Source organism: Pseudenhygromyxa sp. WMMC2535 (assembly GCF_011083025.2).
The window spans coordinates 5,712,165-5,733,965 of sequence record NZ_JABJWV010000001.1; the positions used below are offsets into that span (position 1 = coordinate 5,712,165).

The following is a 21,801-nucleotide window of genomic DNA, read 5'->3' on the forward strand; positions in this document are numbered from 1 at the left end:
CGAGTCGGGTGGGATCAGTACGCGCCGTCGACGGTCAAGGTCAGGTTGTTGAAGGACGACCAGGCCTTGATGGTCACGTAGTAGTCGCCGGACGCGGGGTTGGCCTCGCAGCTCTCCACGCTGGTCGCCCCGGCCGAGGCGCAGTCGTAGTTGTTGCTCGAGGGCACGTAGCCCTGGCCGACGTAGAGGTCGGCGTCGCCGTTGTTGGCGTTGGTCGCGAAGCGCATGGCCGAGAGACCGTCGGCGCTGAAGGGGCCGTAGCTGTTGTTCTTGCCGCCGCCCGCGAGGCCGGTGAGGGTCTCGACGTTGACGTCGTAGGTGGCGGGGGGCGGCGGGGCGCAGTCGCCGGTGACGTACATGCAGGTCCAGGCGACCTCGTCGGAGTCGGTCCACACGCCGTCGCTGCTGGTGTTGTAGCAGGAGTTCATGACCGAGCCGTTGATCACGGCGTTGGTCGGGGTGCCGGTGATGTGCTCGGCGCCGACATCGGACGCGCCCTCGTTGGTCTTGGCGCCGCCGCAGCTGATCGAGCGATCGTAGTAGTCGGTGTGGCGAAAGCCCAGGCAGTGGCCGAGCTCGTGCTCGATGACGTGCGGGCCCACGGCGGTGCCGTAGTTCCCGGTCACGTCCTTGCCGATATAGAACTCGTGATAGGGCAGGCCGTTCGCGGGGAAGCCAGACACGCCGCCGCCGCTGTTGTCGATGTTGGCGTCGATGGTCGCGTCGCAGTTGTTGCCGTTGCGGACCATGGTAAAGCTCATGCCGAGCTCGTTGTAGCGCTGGATGGCGAGGTCCAGGGCCGCGCTGGCGGCGTTGTTGTCGAAGGTCGAGTCGGTCGTGATGCAGATCGTGGCGACGTCGGGGCTCACCATGTTGGTGGTCCGGTATTGGCGGAAGTCGTCCTCCTCGCTGCCAAAGTCGTCGATGTGGCCGGCGATCTCGCGGGCGGCCTGCATGGTCACGACGGCGTCGCGGCCGACCAGCACGCGGCCTTCCGCGTCGATCTCGATCTCGGACTCGGGGTAGCCAGCCTCGATCAGGTAGTCGGTGATGATGTCTTGCTCGCTGTGGAGCTTGGCGTCGGGGATGGTGTCTTCGCCGTCTTCGGCGGCGCAGCCCACGGAGAGGGCGGCAATGACGAACAGGGAACCGGCGCAACCAAGCGACTTCTTCAGCATCTCGAATCTTCTCCTCTAATCACTAGTGTGCGCGCCAGAGGACTTGAAGGGTCTCAGGCGCCGGACCGCCGGTCGCTGACGAGGCGCGAGGAGGGAGTTTGTCGGGCACAAGTGACTGACGAGCAACGAAGTCAGCGGCCGGTGCTCCAAGCCTGGGGCCCTTCAAGTCCTCTGGCGCGCACACTAGGGTTCGGGTAGGGGGGCGTGAAACAGCCTTCCCGCCGCCGAACATCCATGTGGCTGAGTCATTAGCAGAAGCGCCCGCTCGGGTTCAATGTTAAATTGACATCTGGTGAAAAAAATCGAAGCGCTGTCCTTTTGCCCGCGGTATGAACGCATTGAGGTGCAATGGCCATTGAACGCCAAGCAGCCCCTCGCGTGGTCTTTGTGCCGAGGACTGCAAGGTGTCGCGAGCGATGAACACATTATCCAAAGTGAATCTGATCTATTTTTCAATCGATCGAGAGGCGGCGCTCGTCGCATGTCGACGGACATTCGATCTGGTGGTGGGTGATGTGATCGCGCAAAAACGCGCACAACTGGTCGCATTGGCAAAGCAGGTAGTCGAACTGGGTAGGTGCATGTGTGAGGCTCGCCGATGGGCTACCCTTGGGCGGCGAGAGAGACCATGACCCCTGCCATCGCCCTCACCAGCTACGCCGTCCTCGTGGCCATCCTCTTTGGTTTGTTCTGGGTGAGCGCTCGCCGCCTCGACGCCGACGCCCACGGCGCGATGCAGCGCTGGCTCGACGGCGCTCGCGGGCGAGGCGCAGCGGATGAGGATCAGCGCTGGGCGGAGAGCTTCGTGCGGTGGTTCGACCAGGCCTTCGCGGTCCGCGTCCGCCGGCTCCCCGCGATCGGCGAAGTCCCGCTGCCGAGCTTCCTGCGCTCGGTGCTGGTCTCGTTTTTGAGCATGCTCGTGCTGACCTTGGTCTGGGTCGCGAATTTTCCGGGCATGGGTCGGGCCATGGCGCATGCGCAGGTGACTCCGCACAGCTGGGAGATGACCACGCGCCTGGTGCTCGTCTACGGCGGGGCCACGCTGATCACCAACTGGATCCCCGACTACCTCTCGCTGATCGAGAGCCGGGTGATCATCGCCAAGATGGCCGCGGCGCGCAGCTGGCCGCGGCGCCTGGCCTGGCTGGTGCTCGATGGCGGGGCGACCCTGGCGATCTCCTTCCTTGCGATTCACCTGGGCGCGCGCTTGCTGCTCCCGGTGGTCAGCCCGGTCCTGGACATCGAGGTTGGTTGTCTGACGCCCGAGACCTACTCGCTGGCCACGACCTGGGAGCTCTTCGTCGCGGGCCTGCGCTTCGAGAGCCCTCCGGGGACGCTCAACTACGACGCGGCCGGGCTCTACATCTACTCGACATTCCTGACCTCGCTGTGGGTGTGGATCTATCTGATCGGCAGCTTCGTGCTGCGGGCCTGCGTCAGCCTGGGCGGGGCGGACTCGGCCGCGAGCCGGCTGATCCGTCGCCAGCCGCTGAAGGCCATGGGCCTGCTGGTGGTGCTCGGCTTCAGCGTGGCCTTCTGGCCGAGCTGGCGCTACCAGCGGGAGCACAGCGCGGAGGTCTTCATCGACCACGCGGAGGCCGATCGCGAGCAGGCCGAGGCCCTCGCCCGGGCGCTCGCGGCCGGCGGGCTGCGGGTGCGGAGCTCGGCCGATGTCGACGCCGAGCTGGCGCGAGTGCTGCTGCGCGAGGCCGACGCGGTGATCGTGCTGGGGTCGGTCTTCGACGAGCAGCTGAGGCGCGACGTCGAGGCGCTCGAGCGCATGGCGGACTGCGGCGAGCGGCCGTGGGGGTCGATGATGCAGGTGTTCGTGGACAGCCCTGGGGACGCGTCCTTTGGGGACGAGCAGGCCGGCTTCGTCGCCTTCACGCCGATCAGCGGCTACGCGGCCATGTCTGGCTGGAGCCCTCGCGCGCAGGCGACGGCCGCGCTCGTGGACTGGGCTCAGCAGGCGCCGGGGATCCTCGCGCCCGGTCAGGTCCGGGCTTGCCAGGCGCCGCTGGGCTACGCGCCGGCGCCCGCGACCTGCGAGCTCGACGAGCGCTGAGCGGCCGGCCTGGGCTCAGCGTTGGGCTCAGCGCTCGACCCAGACTTCTTCGGGCTCGTCGAAGCCGTCGAGGCTGAAGCGGCCCAGGCACGCGAAGCTCTCGCGCTGCCCGGGCGGCAAGGCGGCGATGGCCGCCTGCGAGAGCATCACCCGCCCGGGTCGCGGGGCCTCGACGAGCTCGCTGCGCTCGCTGAGCGTGCCCACGCGCTTGGACTCGTCGACGGCCTCGATGCGGAACAGGCGGTGGACCTCGGAGCCGTAGGCGTCGCCTGGGCTCAGGCGCACGGCCCCGCGGTGGATGACCAGGCGCAGGCGGCGGGGGTCGCTGACCTGGCGCAGCTGGCGGGCGGCGAGCAGGGCGAGGTCGACGTCGTCGTAGACGGCCAGGAAGCCGTCGCCGGTGCCCTTGAGCACCCGCGGCGTGGCCAGGCCGCGGCCCTGACCGCGCAGGGTGTCGTGGATCGACTGGAGGTGCTCGACGAAGCCGGTGTCGCCGATGTCCTGGACCATGCGCGTGGACTTGACGATGTCGACGAGCAGCATCGCAACCTCGGCGCGGTCGGTCAGCGCGGCGCGCTGGCTGGGCGTGGGCGTGGGGAAGAGCTCGAGCAGGGCGAGGTGGAGCTCGTCCCAGCCGCGGCGCTCGAGGCTGGCGAGCAGGCCGTCGAGCTCGGCCGTGGCCGCGATCTCGGCGCGGGCGTCGGCGAAGCGCTGGCCGCGGGCGAGGCGTCGCAGGAGCTCGTCGATGAGCTCGAGCACCGTGTCCTCGCTGGCCTCGTCGAGGCCCGCGCCGACGCGGTAGAGCGCGCGCTGGACCTCGACGAGCAGCCCGTAGTGCCGCGGCCAGGGCAGGCCGTGGCCGATGGTCAGCCCGCGCAGGATCTGGAAGTTGCCGCCGCCGCTGAGCCGGGCCACGAGGCGCTGGAGCGCGGGGTGGAGCAGGTACTCGCGCGAGCGCGGGAGCTGGCGCTGGGAGCCGGGCACGGGCTCGTGGGGCTGGCGGAAGCGTTGGCTGCGCTCGCCGGTGCTCGAGTCGCGCTCGACGACGCCGAGCAGGCCGCAGTCGAAGAGCTCGCGGAAGGGGTGGTAGACGCCCTCGGCGTCGTGGCCGTGGAGGTCGTAGTACTCGCGGTCGAAGCCGTGGAAGCGGCACCAGACCTCGACGAGCTCGTCTTGGGTGAGCACGTCGTAGGGGATCAGCGCGAGGAAGCGGTTGCGCTGGTCGCGGTCGCGCAGGACCTCGAGGAAGGCGCCCATCTCGTCGAAGACGTTGGCCACGAGCATGCCCGCGGCGGTCTCCTGGACGATGCGCTCGAAGCCGGCGACGTCGAGGGAGCGGCGGTTGCGGGAGATCTCGGAGGCGATGATCACCAGGTCCCGCGGCCGCCCCAGGGTGTGGCGATAGATGAAGTCGAAGGTCCGGTCGACGTCGAGGAGCACGAAGTCGCGCAGCGGCAGGCGCTCGTAGAAGTAGGTCAGCTTGTCGAGCAGCTCGAGCAGGTCGTGCTTGGTGTAGCGCAGCACCGTGGTCGCGCCGTAGAGGTTGGTCTTGATGTCGGACTCGTAGCCGCTGAAGGCCTCCTCGCGGATCGTCGCGAACACCTTGACGTGGCGGTTGGTGTTCATCAGATCCCAGGCCGCCTCGACCATGCCGGCCTGCATGTGCACCCAGGCCGCGCGCGGGAGCGTGCGCAAAGCCTGATCGAGCTTGTCGATGAAGATGTACAGCCCGCTGTGCAGGGCGCGGAGCTTGTGCTCGAGGAAGTTCTCGAGCCCGTCGAGGACCTGGTTTATCTGCTTGAGCGGGAGCGCGAGCAGCTCCTTGACGACCATGGTGGGCTCGGCCTGGCGGCCCTCGGCGATCGCCTTCAAGGTCGTGGGCAGGCGGGCGAGGTTCTCGCGCTCGTCCTGGTCGCGGCGCAGCAAGTTGGGGTGGTGCGAGAGCGCGGACAGGCGCAGGCCAAAGCCCCAGATCCGCTTGCAGCGCCCGAGCTCGGTCATCAGGTCGATGGTCCCCTGGCGCACGCTGGGCAGGTCGCCCATGAGGTCGAGGTAGGGGCGGCCCTCGGGGATGAACTTGACCTGACCGCGGCCGGTGCCGGCCTGGTAGTGCTCGCTGAGCAGCGAGCGCTTGTAGGTGAGCAGCAGAGTCTTGCCCAGGCCCTTGCTGCCCGAGATGAAGTGCTTGTTGGCGCTGTCGAGGAACTCGCTGACCACCGCGTTGCGGAAGGTCAGGTGCTTGAGCGCGCGGATGTCGATCTGGTTGGCGTCGGAGGCCCAGCTCTCGAGGCTGAGGTTCTGCGGCCGGGCCTCGTCGCGGGCCGAGCTGGCCGCGGCCGCGTCCCCGGGGGTGGGGGCGAGGGCGCGCAGGGCGTCGAGGAGCTCGTCGGCGGTGGCGAAGCGCCGGCGAGGCTCGCGGGCGCAGGCCCGGAAGAACCACGCGTCGAAGCCCGGGGGGACCTCGGCGATCTTCGAGGGAGAGGGCGGGGTGCCCAGGCAGATCTCGCGGATCAGCTCGACCAGCGAGGCGCTGCGAAAGGGTCGACGGCCGCACAGGCACTCGTAGGCGATCACGCCCATGGACCACAGGTCGGTGCGGTGGTCGACGCTCTGCGAGTCCTCGATCTGCTCGGGGCTCATGTAGCTGACGGTGCCCAGGGTGGCGCCGGTCAAGGTCAGCGGCTCGCCGTCGCGGGTCAGCGACTCGACGCCGAGCTTGGCGATGCCGAAGTCGAGGACCTTGGCGACCACGCCCTCGTGGCTGGGGTCGGAGGGCTCGACCAGGAACACGTTGCCGGGCTTGAGGTCGCGGTGGATGATCTGCTGGCGATGGGCGCGGCTGATCGCCGCGGCGACGTCGGCGAGCACGGCCAGGGTCTCGGCGAAGTCGAGGCGCCCGCGCTCGAGCCGGGCCGAGAGGTCCTCGCCGCGCAGCAGCTCCATGGCCATGTAGGGCAGCCCTCTGTGGGGGTCGACGTTGAAGTCGAGGACCTGGACGACGTTGGGCCCGCGCAGCTGGGCCGCGGCCTGGGCCTCTCGCATGAAGCGCTCGCGGGCGACCTGGGTCTCGCCGAGCGCGGGGTCCATGAGCTTGAGCGCGACCTCGCTGCGCAGGCGCAGGTCGGTGGCTCGCCACACCCGGCCCATGCCCCCGCGGGCGATGAAGGCGTCGAGCTGCCAGCGCTGGCCGATGACCTCACCTGCGAGCGGCTCGGCGACCGAGCCGCTCGTAGCCTCGGCGCTGAGATCCTTGGTCTTGTCGGCCTCCATGGGCGTCTGAGTCTACTCGCTGGGGCCGATCAACTGGGGGGCGAACGACTGGGCCGATCAGCTGGGATCTGTGGGCAGCGCCTGATCCGGGCGCTCGCGCTCCGCCGTGAAGCGGTGACCGGCGATGGGGCGGCGACCGGCGAAACCATCGTCGACGCCGTGGAACCATTCAATCTCGTCCTCGCCGAGCTTCCAGCACAGCAGGACCTCCTCGTGGCCGTCTCGCCAGCTGCGGAAGTCGACGAGGCCATCGACCACGCCCTTGACCTCGACGCCGATCGCCTCGGTCTCGGAGATGGTCTCGCGCAGGGCGAAGTAGAGCCCGCGGGCGCGGCGGAGCAGGCCCTCGGTGAATTCGTCGCTATCTTCGAGGGCCTCCTCGCCGCGGAGCACCGGCCAGCTGACCTCGGTGCCGGTGGCGTCGAGGCGAGCGATGGCCGCGCGGAGGTGGCCGTGGAGCTGAAGCGCGCGGCCCATCATCTCGCGGACGCGAGGCACGAGGGCTTGCGCCTCGTCGAGGGAGAAGTAGCGCTTGGCCACGTCCCTCTCACTAGTACTCGCTTCGGGTCGACGTCAAGCGCCGACGCCGGGGTGCTCGGAGCACTGCCTGGTGAGGCGGTGGCGAGGACCCGAGGGGCCGCCAGGCGACCGAGGACGCGGGCTTGTTCTAGGAGCCCGTGGTGGAACCCAGCGCGGCTCCTGGCGCCGGGTTTTTCGTCGAGGGCGCGAAGCCAAAACGCCGCTGTACCGGGCGTACTGCCAGTTTTGGCGACAAAGCCCTCGGCGAAAAGACCAAGCGAGGTGTCGTGTTGGGTTTCACCACGGGCTCCTAGCGGTTCGGGCGCGGCCCGGGCGAAGGGCGCCGGCTCGTCGCGCTCACTTGGTGCGCTCGTGTGCGAGGACGGCCAAGCCCACGAAGGTGTCACCGGCGTTGTCGAGCACCTTGCCGAGGGTCAGCCACTCTTCGCTGCTCAGCCCGAGCTCGTCGCGGTCTTCGTCCTCGAGCTCCGAGAACACCTTGGCGGCGAGGCGGTTCATGCCGCCGGTGAGCGCGAGCTGGATCGCCCGGGTCGCGGCGCTGCGGCTCGCGTCGAGTTCGTCTTGCTTGCGATAGATCCGCGCGAGCTCGGCGGGGATGGCCGGGCTGCGCGGGTTGTCCTTGGCGAGGCCGTCGAGCATAGCGATGGCGCCCTCGGGGTCGCCCTTCTTGGCGAGCGAGCGGGCCTTGCCGACCTCGCCGAGCAGGCCGCCGGCGAAGGCGGTCATGCTCACCAGGCTGTCGCCCGAGCTGGCGCCGGCGCTCATGAAAGCAGAGAGCACCTGAATCGCCTGATCCGGGGGGAGCTCGCGGACGTCGGGGGCGTCACGCTCTGCCAGCTGTTGGGCGGTGACCGTGGCTCGCATGAGGGTGAACACCAAGGCGCCGACGGCCGCGCCCAGCAAGACGCCGAGCAGCCCGCCCATGGGCCCCGAGAGTCGCCAGCCCCACAGGGCGCCGCCGGCCAGAGACAGGAGGACCAGCACGACTGCGATGGCAGCTCGGGCGCCGCCGAGCTCCGTGGGCTTGGGGGACACTTGGGCCATGTCGCTCCAAAAATAGACCATTGCAGGCTCGCTGGCGATGGTCCTCGCCCGAGGGAGTGTGAGAGCATGTCGGCGATGGTCGCCAGGCTCGCAATCGCCCTCGATCGCTGCGCACGCCCATGGCTGGGGGTCGGGGTTGCGGTGGTGTTCGCCGGCTTCGTCCCGTGCGAGGCCGCGGCCTCGGGTTTGGACGTACCGCATATTGGCACGACCTTCTCGAGCCCGACTGCCAACGACGCGGCGGCGCTCTATTGGAACCCGGCGATGCTCGGCTTTGCCCCGCAAAAAGAGGTGCTCCTCGGGGCCGGGGTCGTCGGTGGGGTCGTGGGTTATCAGCGCGATCGCCTGGGGGTCTATCAATACGAAGACAACCTCGACTTCGCCGAGCCGATTGACCCATCGGCCATCGATCCCAGCAAGACCGGCGCCTTCCCCCGGGTCAGCTCGCCGATCCTCGCCCCCAACGCCGGGGGCTTCGTGGCCATCCCGCTCCTCAGAGATCGCTTGTCCATGGGCGTGGGCGTCTACGTACCCTACGCGGCGCCCTTGACCTTCGACCCCGAGGGCGACCAGCGCTTCGCGCTTCAGCAGGCCTTCATCGCGGTCTCGCGGATCTCCGCGGGCCTGGCGGTCAAGGTCCACGAGCGCGTGTCGATCGGCGCGAGCGTGTCCTACGTGCTCGGCTTCGCCCAGCTCGCGCGGATCCAGGACTTCGGCGCCGTCGATCTATTTGGCGAGGCCCTCGCCCAGCCGCCGATCAACCAGCCCAACGACTTTGGCGAGGACGCGCCGAGCAGCGTGCGCGAGCTCGAGGTCCTGGCCCGGCCCTTCACCCTGCGCAACGCGGTCTCGCACAACGCCACCTTCAACGTGGCGATCGCCGCCAACCCCATCGACCCGCTGTGGCTCGGGCTGACCTACGACCACGGCTCGCGGGCCAACTTCTGGGGCGACTTCCAGCTCGACATGGACGACGAGTTCTTCACCCAAGATCTCGCCTCCCAGGGCCTGGCCTTTCCCAAGCTGATCGAGGGCCGCGCCAAGCTCAGCTTTCGCCTGCCCAAGCGGATCATGCTGGGGATCGCCTACGACATCTCGCGGCGGCTCCGCGTCGAGGGCAATTTCGCCTATGTGTTCTGGTCGGATCTGTCGAGCTTCGACATCACCTTGGACTCGGCGGACCTCGCCCAGCCGGACCTGGGCATCGGCCGCAGCACGCAGGTCTCGCTGGCCCGCGACTGGAAGGGCACGGTCCACGCCGAGGCCAGCGTGCGCGCGCGGGTGGGCGCCCGCGAGCGCGTGCGCCTGTCCGGGACCTTTGGCTACCACTCGCCGGCCAGCCCCGACGAGACCATCGACGTGGCCTCGCCCGATGGCCACCGGCTGATCGGCGCCCTGGGCGTCGGCTTCCAGGCCAGCGAGCGCTTGGCGCTCTTCGCCGACGCCGAGATCCAGGGCATCTTGCCGCGCACCGTCGAGGACTCGGACTATGACCTCGGCAACGGTCGCTACGAGCTCTTGCTCTCGGCCGTGATGCTCCACCTCCAGGTTCGCTTTGGGGACGGCGGCAAGCTGACCAAAAAGCAGCGCGCGGCCGCTTCGGAGGCGGCGCCCGAGGGATCCTCCGAAGGTGAGCAATCGAATTCACAGTCGGAATAACGTTGTTATGTTTGGGCCGATGGCCCAATTGGATGATTCCTCGCGCTGCCAGACCCGGCGTTGGTGATAGAGTTTGGGCCCTGGTCTGGAGGGTTGCCCGTGAAGCTGCATCCGCCTGTCTCGCTCGTCTCGCTGATCTCCTCTATCTGTCTGTTTACGGCCGCCTGCGGCACGGGGGGAGATCCGGGCGGAGGCGCGGAGGCGGGGGAGGGCGAGGGCACCGGCGAGTCGGGCGGGACCGACGAGTCGGGCGGGGACGCGGGCGAGGCGGTATTTGGTGACGAGCAGGAGCTGACCTTGAGGATCACCGACGAGGCCCCGCCGGACCTCGTCCTCGACATGGGCCGCGACGAGGTCGGCGAGCTCTTTGGCGAGGTCGCCAAGGAGATCCAGCTGCTCGAGCTCGACTCGACGGTGCTGCTGACCAACACCCTCGACGCGATCAAGTTCGCCTGCGGCGACGACTGGCAGCTCGACAACCAAGACCCCAACCACGACTGCTCGCAGACCGCCCTGGGCCAGAGCTTTGGCGACGGCGACTGGGAGAACTCGCCGGAGTTCTCCATGGTCCGCATCCTGACGATGACCCCGGCCAATTCGGTGGTCGATGGCACGAGCCTCGAGGGCGTCCAGGGCCTCTCGGACTTCTTGATCCTGTTCACCGGGGGCTTCTCGGGGATGATCGCCGAGACCCTCGAGATCGCCGAGACCGACGAATTCCTCGACACCGATTCGGTGGTCGCCTCGCTGCGCAAGAACCTGCTGAGCACCCACCCCGAGGTGTCCGAGGACGGCAAGCTCAGCGTGACCCTCGAGGACGCCCTGACCGACATGGCGACCATCGCCGAGCGCCTCGGGCCGGTCGGCGAGCACCCCGGGGTGCTGGTCCCCGACTACCCGACCTACGGCGAGGTCTTTGGCCCCGAGTTCTCGATGAAGGTCGTCGCCGAGTCCAACCTGCGCGTGCTCGACGGGGTGGATCTGGGCAGCGGCAAGGGCTTCATCTCGGTGGTCGTCGACCTCCAGGGCCCGAGCTACACCGACGAGGCCGAGTTCGACTTCAACGACCCCGAGCGCTTCTCGCTCTCGGGCCTCAACCCCGATCCCACCTTGGACCTGCGCTTTGCGATCTCCGAGCACGAGGGCTTCGTGGCCTCGTGCACCAGCGACGTCAGCGAGGGCTGCGTCGACAACATGCCGGGCAACCCGGTGGGCGACGGCCTGGTCTGGACCCTCGACCCCTGGGAGCTCGAGTACATGGTCGCCGAGGCCGGGATCATCAAGTACTCGACCCTCGAGAACGTGGTCAACAAGCTGCTGATCGACCTGGTCGTGATCGGTCAGGACGGCACGCCGCCGGGCTGGGCGGTGTTCAACATCCCCCTGGGCCTCGGCGAGCCGCCGGCGCAGTTCGTGTGGGAGATGATCAACGAGGTCGCGCAGCACGACCTGCACTACCTCGATCCCAACGGCCCCGAGAGCTTCGCCGAGGGCACGGCCAACGTGCAGTTCACCCTCGAGGACATCCCGGTGGGCATCACCGGCGAGGAGGCGGCCAACGCCGTGCGCCCCTTCCTCCAGGCCCAGTCCTCGGAGATCGCCGGCTACCTCTTGGGCAACTACAAGGACAACGGCGATCCCGTGGACTTCTACTTTCGCCGCGCCGACGACGGCGTGCCCTACCTGTTCTTCGTCGCCCCCGAGGACCTGCCCGAGGGCGCGGGCTACGGCTGGGAAGCGCCGGGCTTTTATGCCGACGCCGGCCTGAGCGAGAAGCTGTCGCGCGCGAGCCTGGACGGGGTGGGGGACACGAGCCACGAGAAGCTGGCGATCACCGCGGGCGAGACCACGGTCTACCTCGCCGACGACAGCGGCGAGACCTACCGCCTGCGGATCATCGCCCCCGAGGGCGACCCAACCGAGATCACGGTGCTGACCTCCAGGCGGGTCGACTGAGCGATGGCGATGACCAAGCCAGCGCTCCCCCCGATCCTCGGCGCCTACCTGGTGGCGGCCGCCGCCCTGTGCTCGACGAGCGCCTGCATCGAGGCGCTGGAGGTCGACGAGGACCTCCCCCAGGCCGAGCTCGCCCTCGAAGAGACCCGCCGCGTCGAGCTTCGCTACCTGCGCTTCGACGTCGAGGGCTTCGAGCAGCGCCTCGGCCTCGAGGAGCTGCGCGCCTTGCCTCAGACGACCCTCGACGGGGTCTGGCTGCTGGATCTCGAGCTCACGCCCCTGGTCCACAACGCGCTCACGCAGCTGCGAGAGCTGCCCAGCGACGAGGCCGCCGAGCTGTCGGTGGCGGCCCAGAACATGCGCCGGCTGCTGGCCATGACCCCCGACAACGCCGACCTCTCGGGCACCTCGATCGAGGAGCTGATCGGCCTGTCGCAGGCGGTCGGCCTGCCCCCGGCCCGGGCCCTCGCCGACATCTTCGAGATCGGGATCAACGACACCTTCATCCCGATCGCGGCCAACACCCAGGCGGTGGTCGAGGGGCTGATCGCCAGCCACCCGGCCACGCAGCTGCGCGACGGTCCGATCGACGACGAGCACCCCGACGGCAAGTGGGCGGTCGCGCCGAATTCCTTGCCGATCACCTTGGGCGACGTGGTCAACAACTTCGACGGCCTCGCCGAGCGCTTTGGCCCGGTCGAGACCGAGTTCGGCACGCACCCCGGCTTCATCTCCGAGGCCGAGGGCTTCTCGGTGGTCGAAGAGGCCTTCGAGATGGTGGTCAAGGTCAACCTCAACGCGCTCCCCTACAAGGGGGTCGACATGACCGACGCCAGCCACACCAGCGTCAACAGCGTGGCCAGTCAGATCGCCGACGTCTTCCCCGTCGACGACCCCGACTGGATGCAGGTCGACGGCCTGGTCGAGGACCCCTCGATCTCGCTGATGACCGTGGTCATGGTCGAGAACGACGCCTATATCGCCGCTGGCGACGATCAGGAGCCCGCGCCCCTGGGCAACTCGCCGGTCTGGGACCTGCCGCCCTGGGAGTTCGAGCGGGTCGTCGCCGAGATGACCGTGCTCGCGGCCGCCGAGATCTCCGACCACTGCGTCGAGTACGACCTCGGCACGGGGGTCCAGGCCTTCTCGGCCTGCATCGACGCCGATCACTGGATCGTGTTCGAGACCTTCAACAACGTCGGCAGCCCGCCGCCGCCCGCCTACGCCTGGGACACGATCCTCGAGCTCGCCCAGGTTCGTCAGCACGACGGCGGCCTGGGCGAGGGCGAGGCCGACATCGCCTTCTCGCTCACCGACGTCCCGCTCGGCGTGTCCTCGGCGGACATCGTCGAGGAGATCCGCAGCAACCTGGCCGCGGACCCCGTCGCCCTCGAGGACCTTGCCGAGAACCTGCTCGACAACAGCGATGGCTTCTCGGACTTCTACTACTGGAAGCCGGCCCCGGGCGCGGCCGAGGCCATCGTCGGCGACTGGCTGTTCTTCGTCACCGAGGACGACATCCCCGTGGACGACAGCGGCCCCGAGCGGCCCTACGCCTACGCGAACCCCGGGTTCTTCGCCGACGCGGGCCTGAGTCAGAAGCTCTCGAGCACCGAGCTGATCGACGGCGACGACAGCCACGAGAAGATCCGCGTGGCGCCGGGAGACACGCTCTATGTCGAGGACGACGTCGGCCGCGTCTATTGCATCGAGGTGCTCGAAAAGCCCAGCCCCAACCGCCTGGACCTCGACCTGACCCGCGTGAAGTAGTACGCCCAGCGCATGGCTGCGCGCGATGCCAAGAATGCCAAGTATGCCAAGGGGCTCGAGGATCTCGGCGATGGCTGCTTCGCCTACCTACAGCCGGATGGATCTTGGGGCCTCAACAACGCGGGGCTCATCTGTAGCGGCGAGGCGAGCCTGCTCGTCGACACCTTGTTCACGCCCGGGCTGACGGCGCAGATGTTGGCGACCATGCGCCGGGCCGTGCCCGCGGCCAGGGACATCGAGGTGGTGGTCAACACCCACGCCAACGGGGACCACTGCTGGGGCAACCAGCTGGTCCGCGACGCCGAGATCGTCGCCTCGCGGCGCGGCGCCGAAGAAATGAGCGAGCTACCCCCGGCGGTGATGGCCAAGCTCGCCAAGGCCGCGCGCATCGCCAAGCGCCTCGGCCCGCTCGCGCCGGGCGTGGGCCGGCTGCTCGGCGCCCTGGGTATCGAGGCCCTGGCCACGGTGGTCGGCGCGGCCCCCTACCTCGACGCGTGCTTCGGCGCCTTCGACTTCGAGGACATCCAGCTGACCTTGCCCACGCGGACCTTCGACGACGCGCTCAGCCTCCAGGTCGGGGACAAGCGCGTCGAGCTGATCGAGGTCGGCCCGGCGCACACCAAGGGCGACGTGCTCGTGTGGGTGCCCGAGGATCGCGTGGTCTATACCGGCGACATCCTGTTCATCGGCGGCCACCCGATCGTCTGGGAGGGGCCCGTGTCCAACTGGATCGCCGCCTGCGAGCGGATCGAGGCCATGGACGCGCAGGTGATCGTCCCCGGTCACGGGCCGCTCACGGACCGGGCGGGCGTTCGCGCGGTCCGTGACTACCTCGAGTACGTGCACGGCGAGGCCAAGCTGCGCTACGAGGCGGGCATGAGCGCCCTCGATGCCGCCTGGGACATCTCCATGGGCGCGTTCTCGGGCTGGCTGGACCGCGAGCGCGTGGTTGTCAACGTCGACACGCTCTACCGCGAGTTCTCCGGGGCTGGGCGGCGCGAGAGCGTGGTGCCTTGCTTCGCGCACATGGCCCGCTACTGGCGGACGCACCGCCACTGAGCTGACCCCCACGACCCCCACGTGGGCCCAGACCAGGTCTAGGCCGCGAGCGCCTGCTGCCCGTGATCCGGCGCGTAGCCCTGGGCCGAGGGCGAGCGGCGGCCGACGATCGCTGGCGCCTCCTGGACCAGCCCATCGTCACGCAGGGCCTCGACCATGAACAGGGCAAAGTCCACGCGGCGGGTCAGGTTGCTGGCGAGCACCGGATCCCCGACGTGGCGGCTCCACACCGGCAGGCCCTCGCTCTCGCCCTCCTCGAGGCCGCTGCCGCGCACGACGGTCCAGCGCCGGTCGCTGGCGAAGATCCGCCGGGAGGGAGCCCCACCGGTGGGGGAGCTTCGAGCGAAGCGATCGCAGCGTGGGTCAGTCCCGGGGCCAGGTGCATGTAGCACTCCGTGGTCATCAAGCTGGTATGCCCCGCGAGTTCTTGGATGACTCGGGCAGGTATACCGCGCATGGCCAGGTGCGAAGCCTCTGCGTGAACGTGTTGTTGTCTTGGGTGACTGAAGATGTTTGCCACTGATCTCCTGGGAGGGATCGGCGATGCTTGGGCGATGCAGGCCGTGAAGCCGAGTCGAGCCCGTCAAAACTCGCTGCTCGCGCTCCTCGGTCTTGTGGTGGTGCTCGTGCTGCCGCCGCGGGTTGGTGCGACGTCGCTGGCGGCGAGCTTTGTCCAGCGCTTGACCCTCGCGGGTCCGCTGGCTGAGAGCGCGCCTCAGCTCACTGCTTCCTCGCCCGTCGGGACGCTGCCCGGGACCTTTGTGGTCGATGATCGGGGGGCTGCGCGCTACAGCGTTCCGCTCGCGCTTCCGCCGGCTGCTCGCGGCTTCGCGCCGGTGCTGTCTCTCGAGTACGACAGCCAGCGCGGGGACGGTGGGCTCGGCGTTGGTTGGGCGCTCTCGGGGGCGTCGGCCATCGACCGCTGTCCGCGGACGCTCGCTGATGACGGCTACTTTCGCGGTGTCCACCTCGATGACGAGGACGCGCTCTGCCTCGATGGGCAGCGCCTGCGCCTCGTCGAGGGCGAGCACCTCCAGCCCGGCGCCCGCTACCGGCCCAAGCGCGATGACCTCTCGTCTGTCCGCGCCATCGCCCACGCCGAGGACAGCAAGCAGTCCTGTGCTGGCGGTCTCGGCTTCGAGGTCCGGCGTAGTGACGGCACCATCGACCTCTACGGCTGCCGCCGGGACGCCGTCGCCTTGCATCCGCGCGGCCTCGCCAGCTGGTCTCTGGCCGAGCGCCGCGACCGCTTCGGCAACGTCTACGCCCTCAACTACACGAACGAGACCGAGCTCCTCGAAGACGGCGAGGCCGACGTCGAGCGCTGGCTGACCAGCCTCGAGTACGGCGGCCACACCACGCTCCACGCCTTCACCCGCCACGTCCGCCTCGAGTGGGAAGACCGCCCAGACCCGGCCCAGGGCTGGCGCCTCGGCGCGCCGCAGCGCCAGACCAAGCGCCTCGCGGCCCTGAGCACCTTCGCCGAGGGCGAGCTCGTTCACCGCTACGAACTCGATTACGACACCCCCTCCATCACGGGCCGCAGCCTCCTCCACGCCGTCCGTCAGTGCGACGCGCAAGGCGTCTGCCGGCCAGACACCACCTTCGCGTGGACCGCCGGCTCCCTCGACTTCGACACCGTCCCCCAGCAGACGAACTTCGCCATCGAATACGCCTGGCCCTACCTCGCCAGCATCTGGTCCGACACGCCCAACACCCTCGCTCCCCGCGTCCTCGCCCAGACCATCCTCGACGCCAACGGCGACGGCCGCAGCGACTTCCTGCTCGCCGTCGGCCAGTCCAACACTCCCGCGCCCGAAGGCCGCGGCTGGGAGCTTTGGACCTCTCAGCCCAACGCCGACACGGCCGTCGCCCCGTGCAGCACCCGCGACGACGACCTCGCGCAATGCCTCGGCTTGGGTCACTACCTCGTCCACGAAGACCCCATCTCGGGCCTGCTCGCCGGCCCCAGCTACGACGACCTCGCCCCGGCCACGCCGCCGCTCTTCGCGGCCGACATCGACGGCGACGGCCGCGATGACGCCGTCGGCCTCGGCGATTCCATCAATTACTTCGGCGGCGCCCCACCAGCCGGCAGCGCCTTCTACCTCGCCCTCGCCCGCCCAGAGGGCGGCGTCGAGCAAGTCGAGTTCGACCCCGGCGTCTCTCCCATTTGGCAGTTCACCGCCCACGACCAGACCGGCGACGGCCTCGGAGACCTGCTCTTTTGCGCTGGCGACTCGCTGCCAAACGCCCTCGACGAGCCCGAGCTCGGCACCGGCACCTGGCACTTCACCCCCAACCTCCCCACTGAAGGGTTCATCTCGGAGCAGGTCGTCGACAGCGGCGAGCCCTGCTCCGTCTACGACAAGCTCCTCGCCCTCGACCACGACGGCGATGGCCTCGCCTCACTGCTGGTAATCCCCACCTGGGACGCGCAGCTCGGCGCCTGGATCCCCTCGTCGAAGTGGCCCAATTACCACGCCCTGCGCCTCGACCCCGGCGACTGGAGCCTCTCGCTCGAAGACACCGGCCTTCCACCCGACCTCGCGCAACGCTGGCGTCCCAGCCTGACCGCCCACTATAACGACGCCTACCTCGACGAGGACTTCCCCCGCTCGATGCAAGGCTTCGGCCTCGACAAGATCCTCGACATCGACGGCGACGGCCTCTCGGACATCCTCCGCTATGAGCTGGTCTCCGGCGACACGGCCGAAGACCTCGGCGTGCTCATGCAGACGATCGTCGTCACGGATCCGCCCTGGGCGGAGCAGGGCGGCATCCGTCTGTGGCGCAACACCGGCGCAGGCTTCGTCGACGGCGGCTGGCTGCTGCTCAGCCCCGAGCCCGGCAAAGGCGGCTTTCGCCGCTTCCTGGCCGCGGGCGTGCTCGACTACGACGCCGACGGTCGCCTGGATCTGCTCTCCCCCGTCAGCGATCCCAACGACGACACCTGGAACTGGTCGATCTTCAATCTCGACAGCCAAGGCGTCCTGCACGAGCACCCCGAGGTCTTTCACAGCCCGGTTCAAGAGTTCGCATCCAACGTCCACAGCGTGGGCGCCTTCGACCTCGACGGCGACGGCTTGCACGACCCCGGCGTGTTCCTGGGTAGCAGCTGGCAGCTGCGCACGCACGCCGGTGAAGTCCCCGACAAGCTGAAGACCATCACCAACGGCCTGGGCGCGCGCATCGAGGTCGACTACCGCGCGAGCGCCGACATCGACGCCCCCGAGGACTACGCCGACGCCGAGCTCGATAGTCCGAACTGCCTCTACCCCGCCCGTTGCGACCGCTGCCCCCGGCTGCTCGTCGAGGCCCACCGCGTCGACTCGGGCATCAGCGACGCCCCCCAGACCTTCACGCACCGCTACGGCACCGCCCGGCGAGACCGCGAGGCCCAGCGCAGCCTGGGCTTTCGCTTCCACGAGACCACCGAGTGGCGCGACGCGCTCCCCATCTACCGCCGGCTCGTCCGCTTCGACCCCAGCTACGACGACGACCTGCACGCCTTCCCCTTCGCGGGCATGCCCTGGCAGGTCATGGAGGACCGCCGAGCCCCCGAGACCGGCCGCCACGTCGTCCGCGTCACCAGCCACAGCTTCAAAACACACACCACCGACTCGGGAAGCTACCTCCCCTACGCCGCCCAGACGCTCGCCAGCCGCTACGAACTCGACGCCTGCGAAGAAGACTTCTGCACGCTCACGGAGCTCGACGAAGACCACCGCATCACCCGCGAAGTCCACACCGCCTTCACCCTCGACGACTTCGGCAACCCCACCCACTGGACGCGCACGACCTCCACCGGCAGCGAGACCTTCACCTACCGCACCCAGACCAGCTACCAAAACGACGCCGAGACCTGGCTCCTGGGCCTACCCACGAAGACTATCCTGAGCTTCGAGCAGCCGGGCATTCCCATCCGCACGCGTGAGTCCATCGCCGCCTACGACCCCGAGACCGGCGCGCTGCTCCACCACGAGACCCAACCAAACGACGCCGAGCTCCGCCTCGTCACCGGCTACGCCTACGACGCCCACGGCAACGAAGTCACCCGCGCCGCCATCGATGGCAACGGCATCGTCCGCACGGACACCACAAAGTTCGACGACCACGGCGTCTTCCCCATCTCCACCACCAACGCCCTCGGCCACCAAACACAGCTCCGCTGGCACCCCGGCCTTGGCGTACTCACCGAGACCCGCGACCCAAACAACCTCCGCCTCGTCGCCAACTACGACGGCCTCGGCCACGTCACCGCCCTGCGCCACTTCGCCGGCGACGACCCCCGCGGCGACGACATCACCTTCAGCTACGCGGCGCTTTCGGACCAAGACCCCGACGCCCCCGTCCTCGAGCTCCGCCAAACCACAAAAGGCCACGGCCACCGAAGCCTCGCCCTCGACCGCCTCGGCCGCATCATCCACGAGCGAGCCCTCTTCGCCGACGGCCTCGAGCGCGTCACCCACAGCCGCTACGACCAAGCCGGCCACCACATCGCCCAGTCCCTCCCCACCCTCGTCGGCACCCTCCCAGACGGCTACGAGCGTTTTTTCTACGACCACGACGACCGCCTCGTCCGCCACCTCCTCCCAGACCTCAGCGAAGAACGCTGGGACTACGCCGGCCACGAAGTCCTCCACCACGACCTCGGCGGCACTGCCTCCCGCCTGCGCTACGACGGCGCCCTGCGCCTCGTCGAGAGCGTCCGCGCCCTCGGCTCCCCCGACGAAGAGCGCCTGTGCTTCGACTACTCGAGCTTCGAGCAGCTCACCCAAGTCCGCCCCAACTGCATCACTCCCCATACCGGCATCGACCTCCCCGCCGGCGAAGCCCCACCCACCATCAAGTCCTTCGCCTACGACGACCTCGGCCGCCTCACCCACAGCCACGACCCCAGCGAAGGCCCGCGCAGCTACGCCTACAACGGCCACGGCGAGCTCAAGGCCATCCTCGACGCCAACGACCAGCTCACCACCTTCACCCACGACGGCCTCGGCCGCCTCATCACCCGCGACGACCCCGACGGCCAGACCACCTGGACCTGGGACACCACCTTCATCGGCGCCCTCGCCCACACCCAAAGCCCCAGCGGCCACGAAGACCTCTACGACTACGACCCCCACGGCCGCCTCAGCGCCCTCACCAAGGTCATCGCCGGCGAGCCCTTCGCCCTGCGCTTCGCCTACGACCAGCACGACCGCCTCGCCGAGATCCACTACCCCGAAAACGAGCTCAGCGAGCCGTTTTGGATCCGCAACCTCCACGCCCAAAGTGGCGACCTCGTCGAAGTCCGCCGCGGCTCCGACGACGCCCCGCTGTGGACCCTCGAGTCCCTCACCCAAGCCGGCCAGATCAGCACCGAGCGCCTCGGCAACGGCGCCCAGACCACCCGCAGCTACGACCCCCTGCGCGGCTTCGTCGAGCAGATCCAAACCCACTCCCTGCTCGGCGGAGACCTCCAGAACCTGCGCTACGACTGGAACCCCGACGGCACGCTACTGCGCCGCCAAGACCTGCTCGGCGCTCAGTCCGAAGTCTTCAGCTACGACGACCTCCACCGCCCGATCCAGACGACCACCACCAAGTCCGGCAGCGAGCACGTCCGCCACTTCGCCTACGACGCCCTCGGCAACCTCGCCTTCGCCAGCGATCGCGGCGCCTACGACTACGACGCCAACGGACGCCTGACCTACGCCGACGGCCGCACCCACACCTGGGACCCAAAGGGCAACCTCCTCGCCCGCGAAGCCCCCGGCGAGACCCTGAAGATCACCTACACCGCCTTCGACGCCCCGGCCCAGCTCCTCGAAAACAACCTGCTCACCGAGCTCGAGTACGACGCCGATCAGACCCGGGTCTACCGCTACGCCGAAGCCCAGGGCGGCCCCCGCGAAACCATCTACGTCACGGATCTCTACCAACGCCAGCGCACCGCCGAGACCACCGAGCACCACTACTACATCCCCGGCCCCGAACGGCTGATCGCCGACGTCGTCGACACGCACAGCGACCTCGAAGCCACGCGCGACACCCACTACATCCACGTGGATCACCTCGGCTCGACGGACGCCCTGAGCTCCAAGGCGGGCGTGCTCGAGCACCGCCAGTCCTACGACCTATGGGGCAAGGCCCGCGACCCCGAAGACTGGACCCTGCCCGAAGAATTCGCCGCGCTCAGCCCGATCAACCGCGGCTACACCGGCCACGAAGCCCAGTCGGACAGCGGCCTGCTGCACATGCGCGGCCGCATGTACGACCCGCACCTGGGCCGGATGGCCTCCGCAGATCCCTTCGTGGTGGATCCCCTGAGCAGCAGCGGCTGGAACCGCTACGCCTACGTCCTCAACCAGCCGCTGGCGCGCACGGATCCCTCGGGCTTCATGCCCACGGCCGCGTCCACCGATCCCGACAGCAGCAGCGACAGGGAGCCCCAAGACTTCGGCTTCGAGATGACCGTGCCCGTGGTCGGCACGCGCACCGCCGAGGGCGTCGCCGGCAGCGGCCAAGCCCAACAAAGCGACATCGGCGGAGGCGGCAGCGCGAGCGCGCGGGCGGATCAGCAAGCCGGCGACATCGGCCCGAGCGCAGCGCAGATCCAGCAGCTCCACGACAGCGCCCGAGCCCGCGGCGCAGGGATCGTGCGCCAACTCAACGCCCCGCCGCTCCAAGGCTTCACCGACGCCATGGTCCGGCCGGAGAACCCCTCGCAAGAGCGGCGCCGGCTGGAGGTCTCACAGGAGGCAGGCGCACGCGTGATCGCCACGATGCAAGACCCGCCGACGCACGTGGTCGTGTCGGTGGAGCTGGCGATGTTTTTCCTCTCGGGAGACGTCGAGATGGTGGGCGGTGCGCTGCGCTGGGGGATCCAGCGCGCGGGGCAGCGCAAGGCGGTGCGGGAGCTGGCGGAGGACGGTGGGGAGATCTTGATCGCGGGGTCCGTCAAGAAATCTCAAGGCAAAAAAACAGGAAAAATCTATCGGGTAGATGGAAGTGACACACCTAGCGGGAAAGCTTATATTGGACGCACAAAACAGTCAAAACCATCAAGGCGTGGTCGTCGAGACGGCCGGGACCGACGAAATGCTGAAATACTCGACGTCTATGATGCAAGCGACAATTCTGCGGGGCGCCAAGCCGAACAGCGTGCCATGAACAAAGAGGGCGGGCTTGACAGCCTCGACAACAAACGCAATGAGATCCGCATGAAGGACTGGGAAGAAAATGGAATCAAACCTCCCTCCAAATGAGAAAATA

Annotated in this window: 10 protein-coding genes and 2 pseudogenes; 6 read left to right on the plus strand and 6 right to left on the minus strand. The window is 68.7% G+C overall.

From position 1 onward, the window contains the following. Positions 1–14: 14 nt before the first annotated feature. The gene (locus tag G6O69_RS22420; RefSeq protein ID WP_172305549.1) at positions 15–1,178 is read right to left on the minus strand and encodes a M57 family metalloprotease; all 1,164 of its coding nucleotides are present in this window, start codon (positions 1,176–1,178) and stop codon (positions 15–17) included. 628 nt (positions 1,179–1,806) lie between these two features. Between G6O69_RS22420 and G6O69_RS22425 the strand changes: the two genes are divergently transcribed. Beyond that, on the plus strand, positions 1,807–3,243 hold the full coding sequence (locus G6O69_RS22425; RefSeq protein ID WP_172305550.1) for a hypothetical protein: 1,437 nt from the start codon (positions 1,807–1,809) through the stop codon (positions 3,241–3,243). 27 nt (positions 3,244–3,270) lie between these two features. Here G6O69_RS22425 and G6O69_RS22430 read toward each other — a convergent pair whose 3' ends face one another. The 3 genes from G6O69_RS22430 to G6O69_RS22440 all read right to left on the minus strand — a co-directional run bounded on the left by G6O69_RS22430 (position 3,271) and on the right by G6O69_RS22440 (position 8,097). Next, positions 3,271–6,513, minus strand: coding sequence for a protein kinase (locus G6O69_RS22430; RefSeq protein WP_172305551.1), 3,243 nt, complete (start codon positions 6,511–6,513; stop codon positions 3,271–3,273). A gap of 57 nt (positions 6,514–6,570) precedes the next feature. After that, a complete protein-coding gene (locus G6O69_RS22435; protein WP_172305552.1) occupies positions 6,571–7,053 on the minus strand; it encodes a DUF2203 domain-containing protein in 483 nt (160 codons plus the stop codon). A 336-nt stretch (positions 7,054–7,389) separates the two neighbouring features. Then, positions 7,390–8,097 carry a tetratricopeptide repeat protein gene (locus tag G6O69_RS22440; RefSeq protein WP_172305553.1) on the minus strand — a complete coding sequence of 236 codons (708 nt, stop codon included), beginning with the start codon at positions 8,095–8,097 and terminating at the stop codon, positions 7,390–7,392. A gap of 75 nt (positions 8,098–8,172) precedes the next feature. Here G6O69_RS22440 and G6O69_RS22445 point away from each other — a divergent pair, with 75 nt between their 5' ends. From G6O69_RS22445 to G6O69_RS22460, 4 genes are all read left to right on the plus strand, one after another. Then, a complete protein-coding gene (locus tag G6O69_RS22445; RefSeq protein ID WP_172305554.1) occupies positions 8,173–9,756 on the plus strand; it encodes an outer membrane protein transport protein in 1,584 nt (527 codons plus the stop codon). 99 nt (positions 9,757–9,855) lie between these two features. Beyond that, positions 9,856–11,712, plus strand: coding sequence for a hypothetical protein (locus tag G6O69_RS22450; protein ID WP_172305555.1), 1,857 nt, complete (start codon positions 9,856–9,858; stop codon positions 11,710–11,712). Positions 11,713–11,715: 3 nt separating this feature from the next. After that, a complete protein-coding gene (locus G6O69_RS22455; protein WP_176397028.1) occupies positions 11,716–13,482 on the plus strand; it encodes an acetyltransferase in 1,767 nt (588 codons plus the stop codon). 12 nt (positions 13,483–13,494) lie between these two features. Further along, entirely contained in the window at positions 13,495–14,541 is a 1,047-nt protein-coding gene (locus G6O69_RS22460) for an MBL fold metallo-hydrolase (RefSeq protein ID WP_172305557.1), read from the plus strand. A 38-nt stretch (positions 14,542–14,579) separates the two neighbouring features. Here G6O69_RS22460 and G6O69_RS22465 read toward each other — a convergent pair. Beyond that, a pseudogene (locus G6O69_RS22465) lies at positions 14,580–14,852 on the minus strand (NAD(P)-dependent oxidoreductase); the annotation flags it as partial. A gap of 29 nt (positions 14,853–14,881) precedes the next feature. Continuing rightward, positions 14,882–15,010: pseudogene (locus G6O69_RS42295) on the minus strand (tyrosine-type recombinase/integrase); the annotation flags it as partial. Between the two features lie 85 nt (positions 15,011–15,095). Between G6O69_RS42295 and G6O69_RS22475 the strand changes: the two are divergent. Beyond that, positions 15,096–21,794, plus strand: coding sequence for an RHS repeat-associated core domain-containing protein (locus G6O69_RS22475; protein WP_172305558.1), 6,699 nt, complete (start codon positions 15,096–15,098; stop codon positions 21,792–21,794). Positions 21,795–21,801: the final 7 nt, after the last annotated feature.

Bases quoted from the DNA above. Each gene is read 5' to 3' on its own strand.
- G6O69_RS22445 (WP_172305554.1), top strand. From the start codon at position 8,173: ATGGTCGCCAGGCTCGCAATCGCCCTCGATCGCTGCGCACGCCCATGG.
- G6O69_RS22425 (WP_172305550.1), top strand. From the start codon at position 1,807: ATGACCCCTGCCATCGCCCTCACCAGCTACGCCGTCCTCGTGGCCATC.
- G6O69_RS22475 (WP_172305558.1), top strand. From the start codon at position 15,096: ATGCAGGCCGTGAAGCCGAGTCGAGCCCGTCAAAACTCGCTGCTCGCG.
- G6O69_RS22430 (WP_172305551.1), bottom strand. From the start codon at position 6,513: ATGGAGGCCGACAAGACCAAGGATCTCAGCGCCGAGGCTACGAGCGGC.
- G6O69_RS22455 (WP_176397028.1), top strand. From the start codon at position 11,716: ATGGCGATGACCAAGCCAGCGCTCCCCCCGATCCTCGGCGCCTACCTG.
- G6O69_RS22420 (WP_172305549.1), bottom strand. From the start codon at position 1,178: ATGCTGAAGAAGTCGCTTGGTTGCGCCGGTTCCCTGTTCGTCATTGCC.
- G6O69_RS22460 (WP_172305557.1), top strand. From the start codon at position 13,495: ATGGCTGCGCGCGATGCCAAGAATGCCAAGTATGCCAAGGGGCTCGAG.
- G6O69_RS22440 (WP_172305553.1), bottom strand. From the start codon at position 8,097: ATGGCCCAAGTGTCCCCCAAGCCCACGGAGCTCGGCGGCGCCCGAGCT.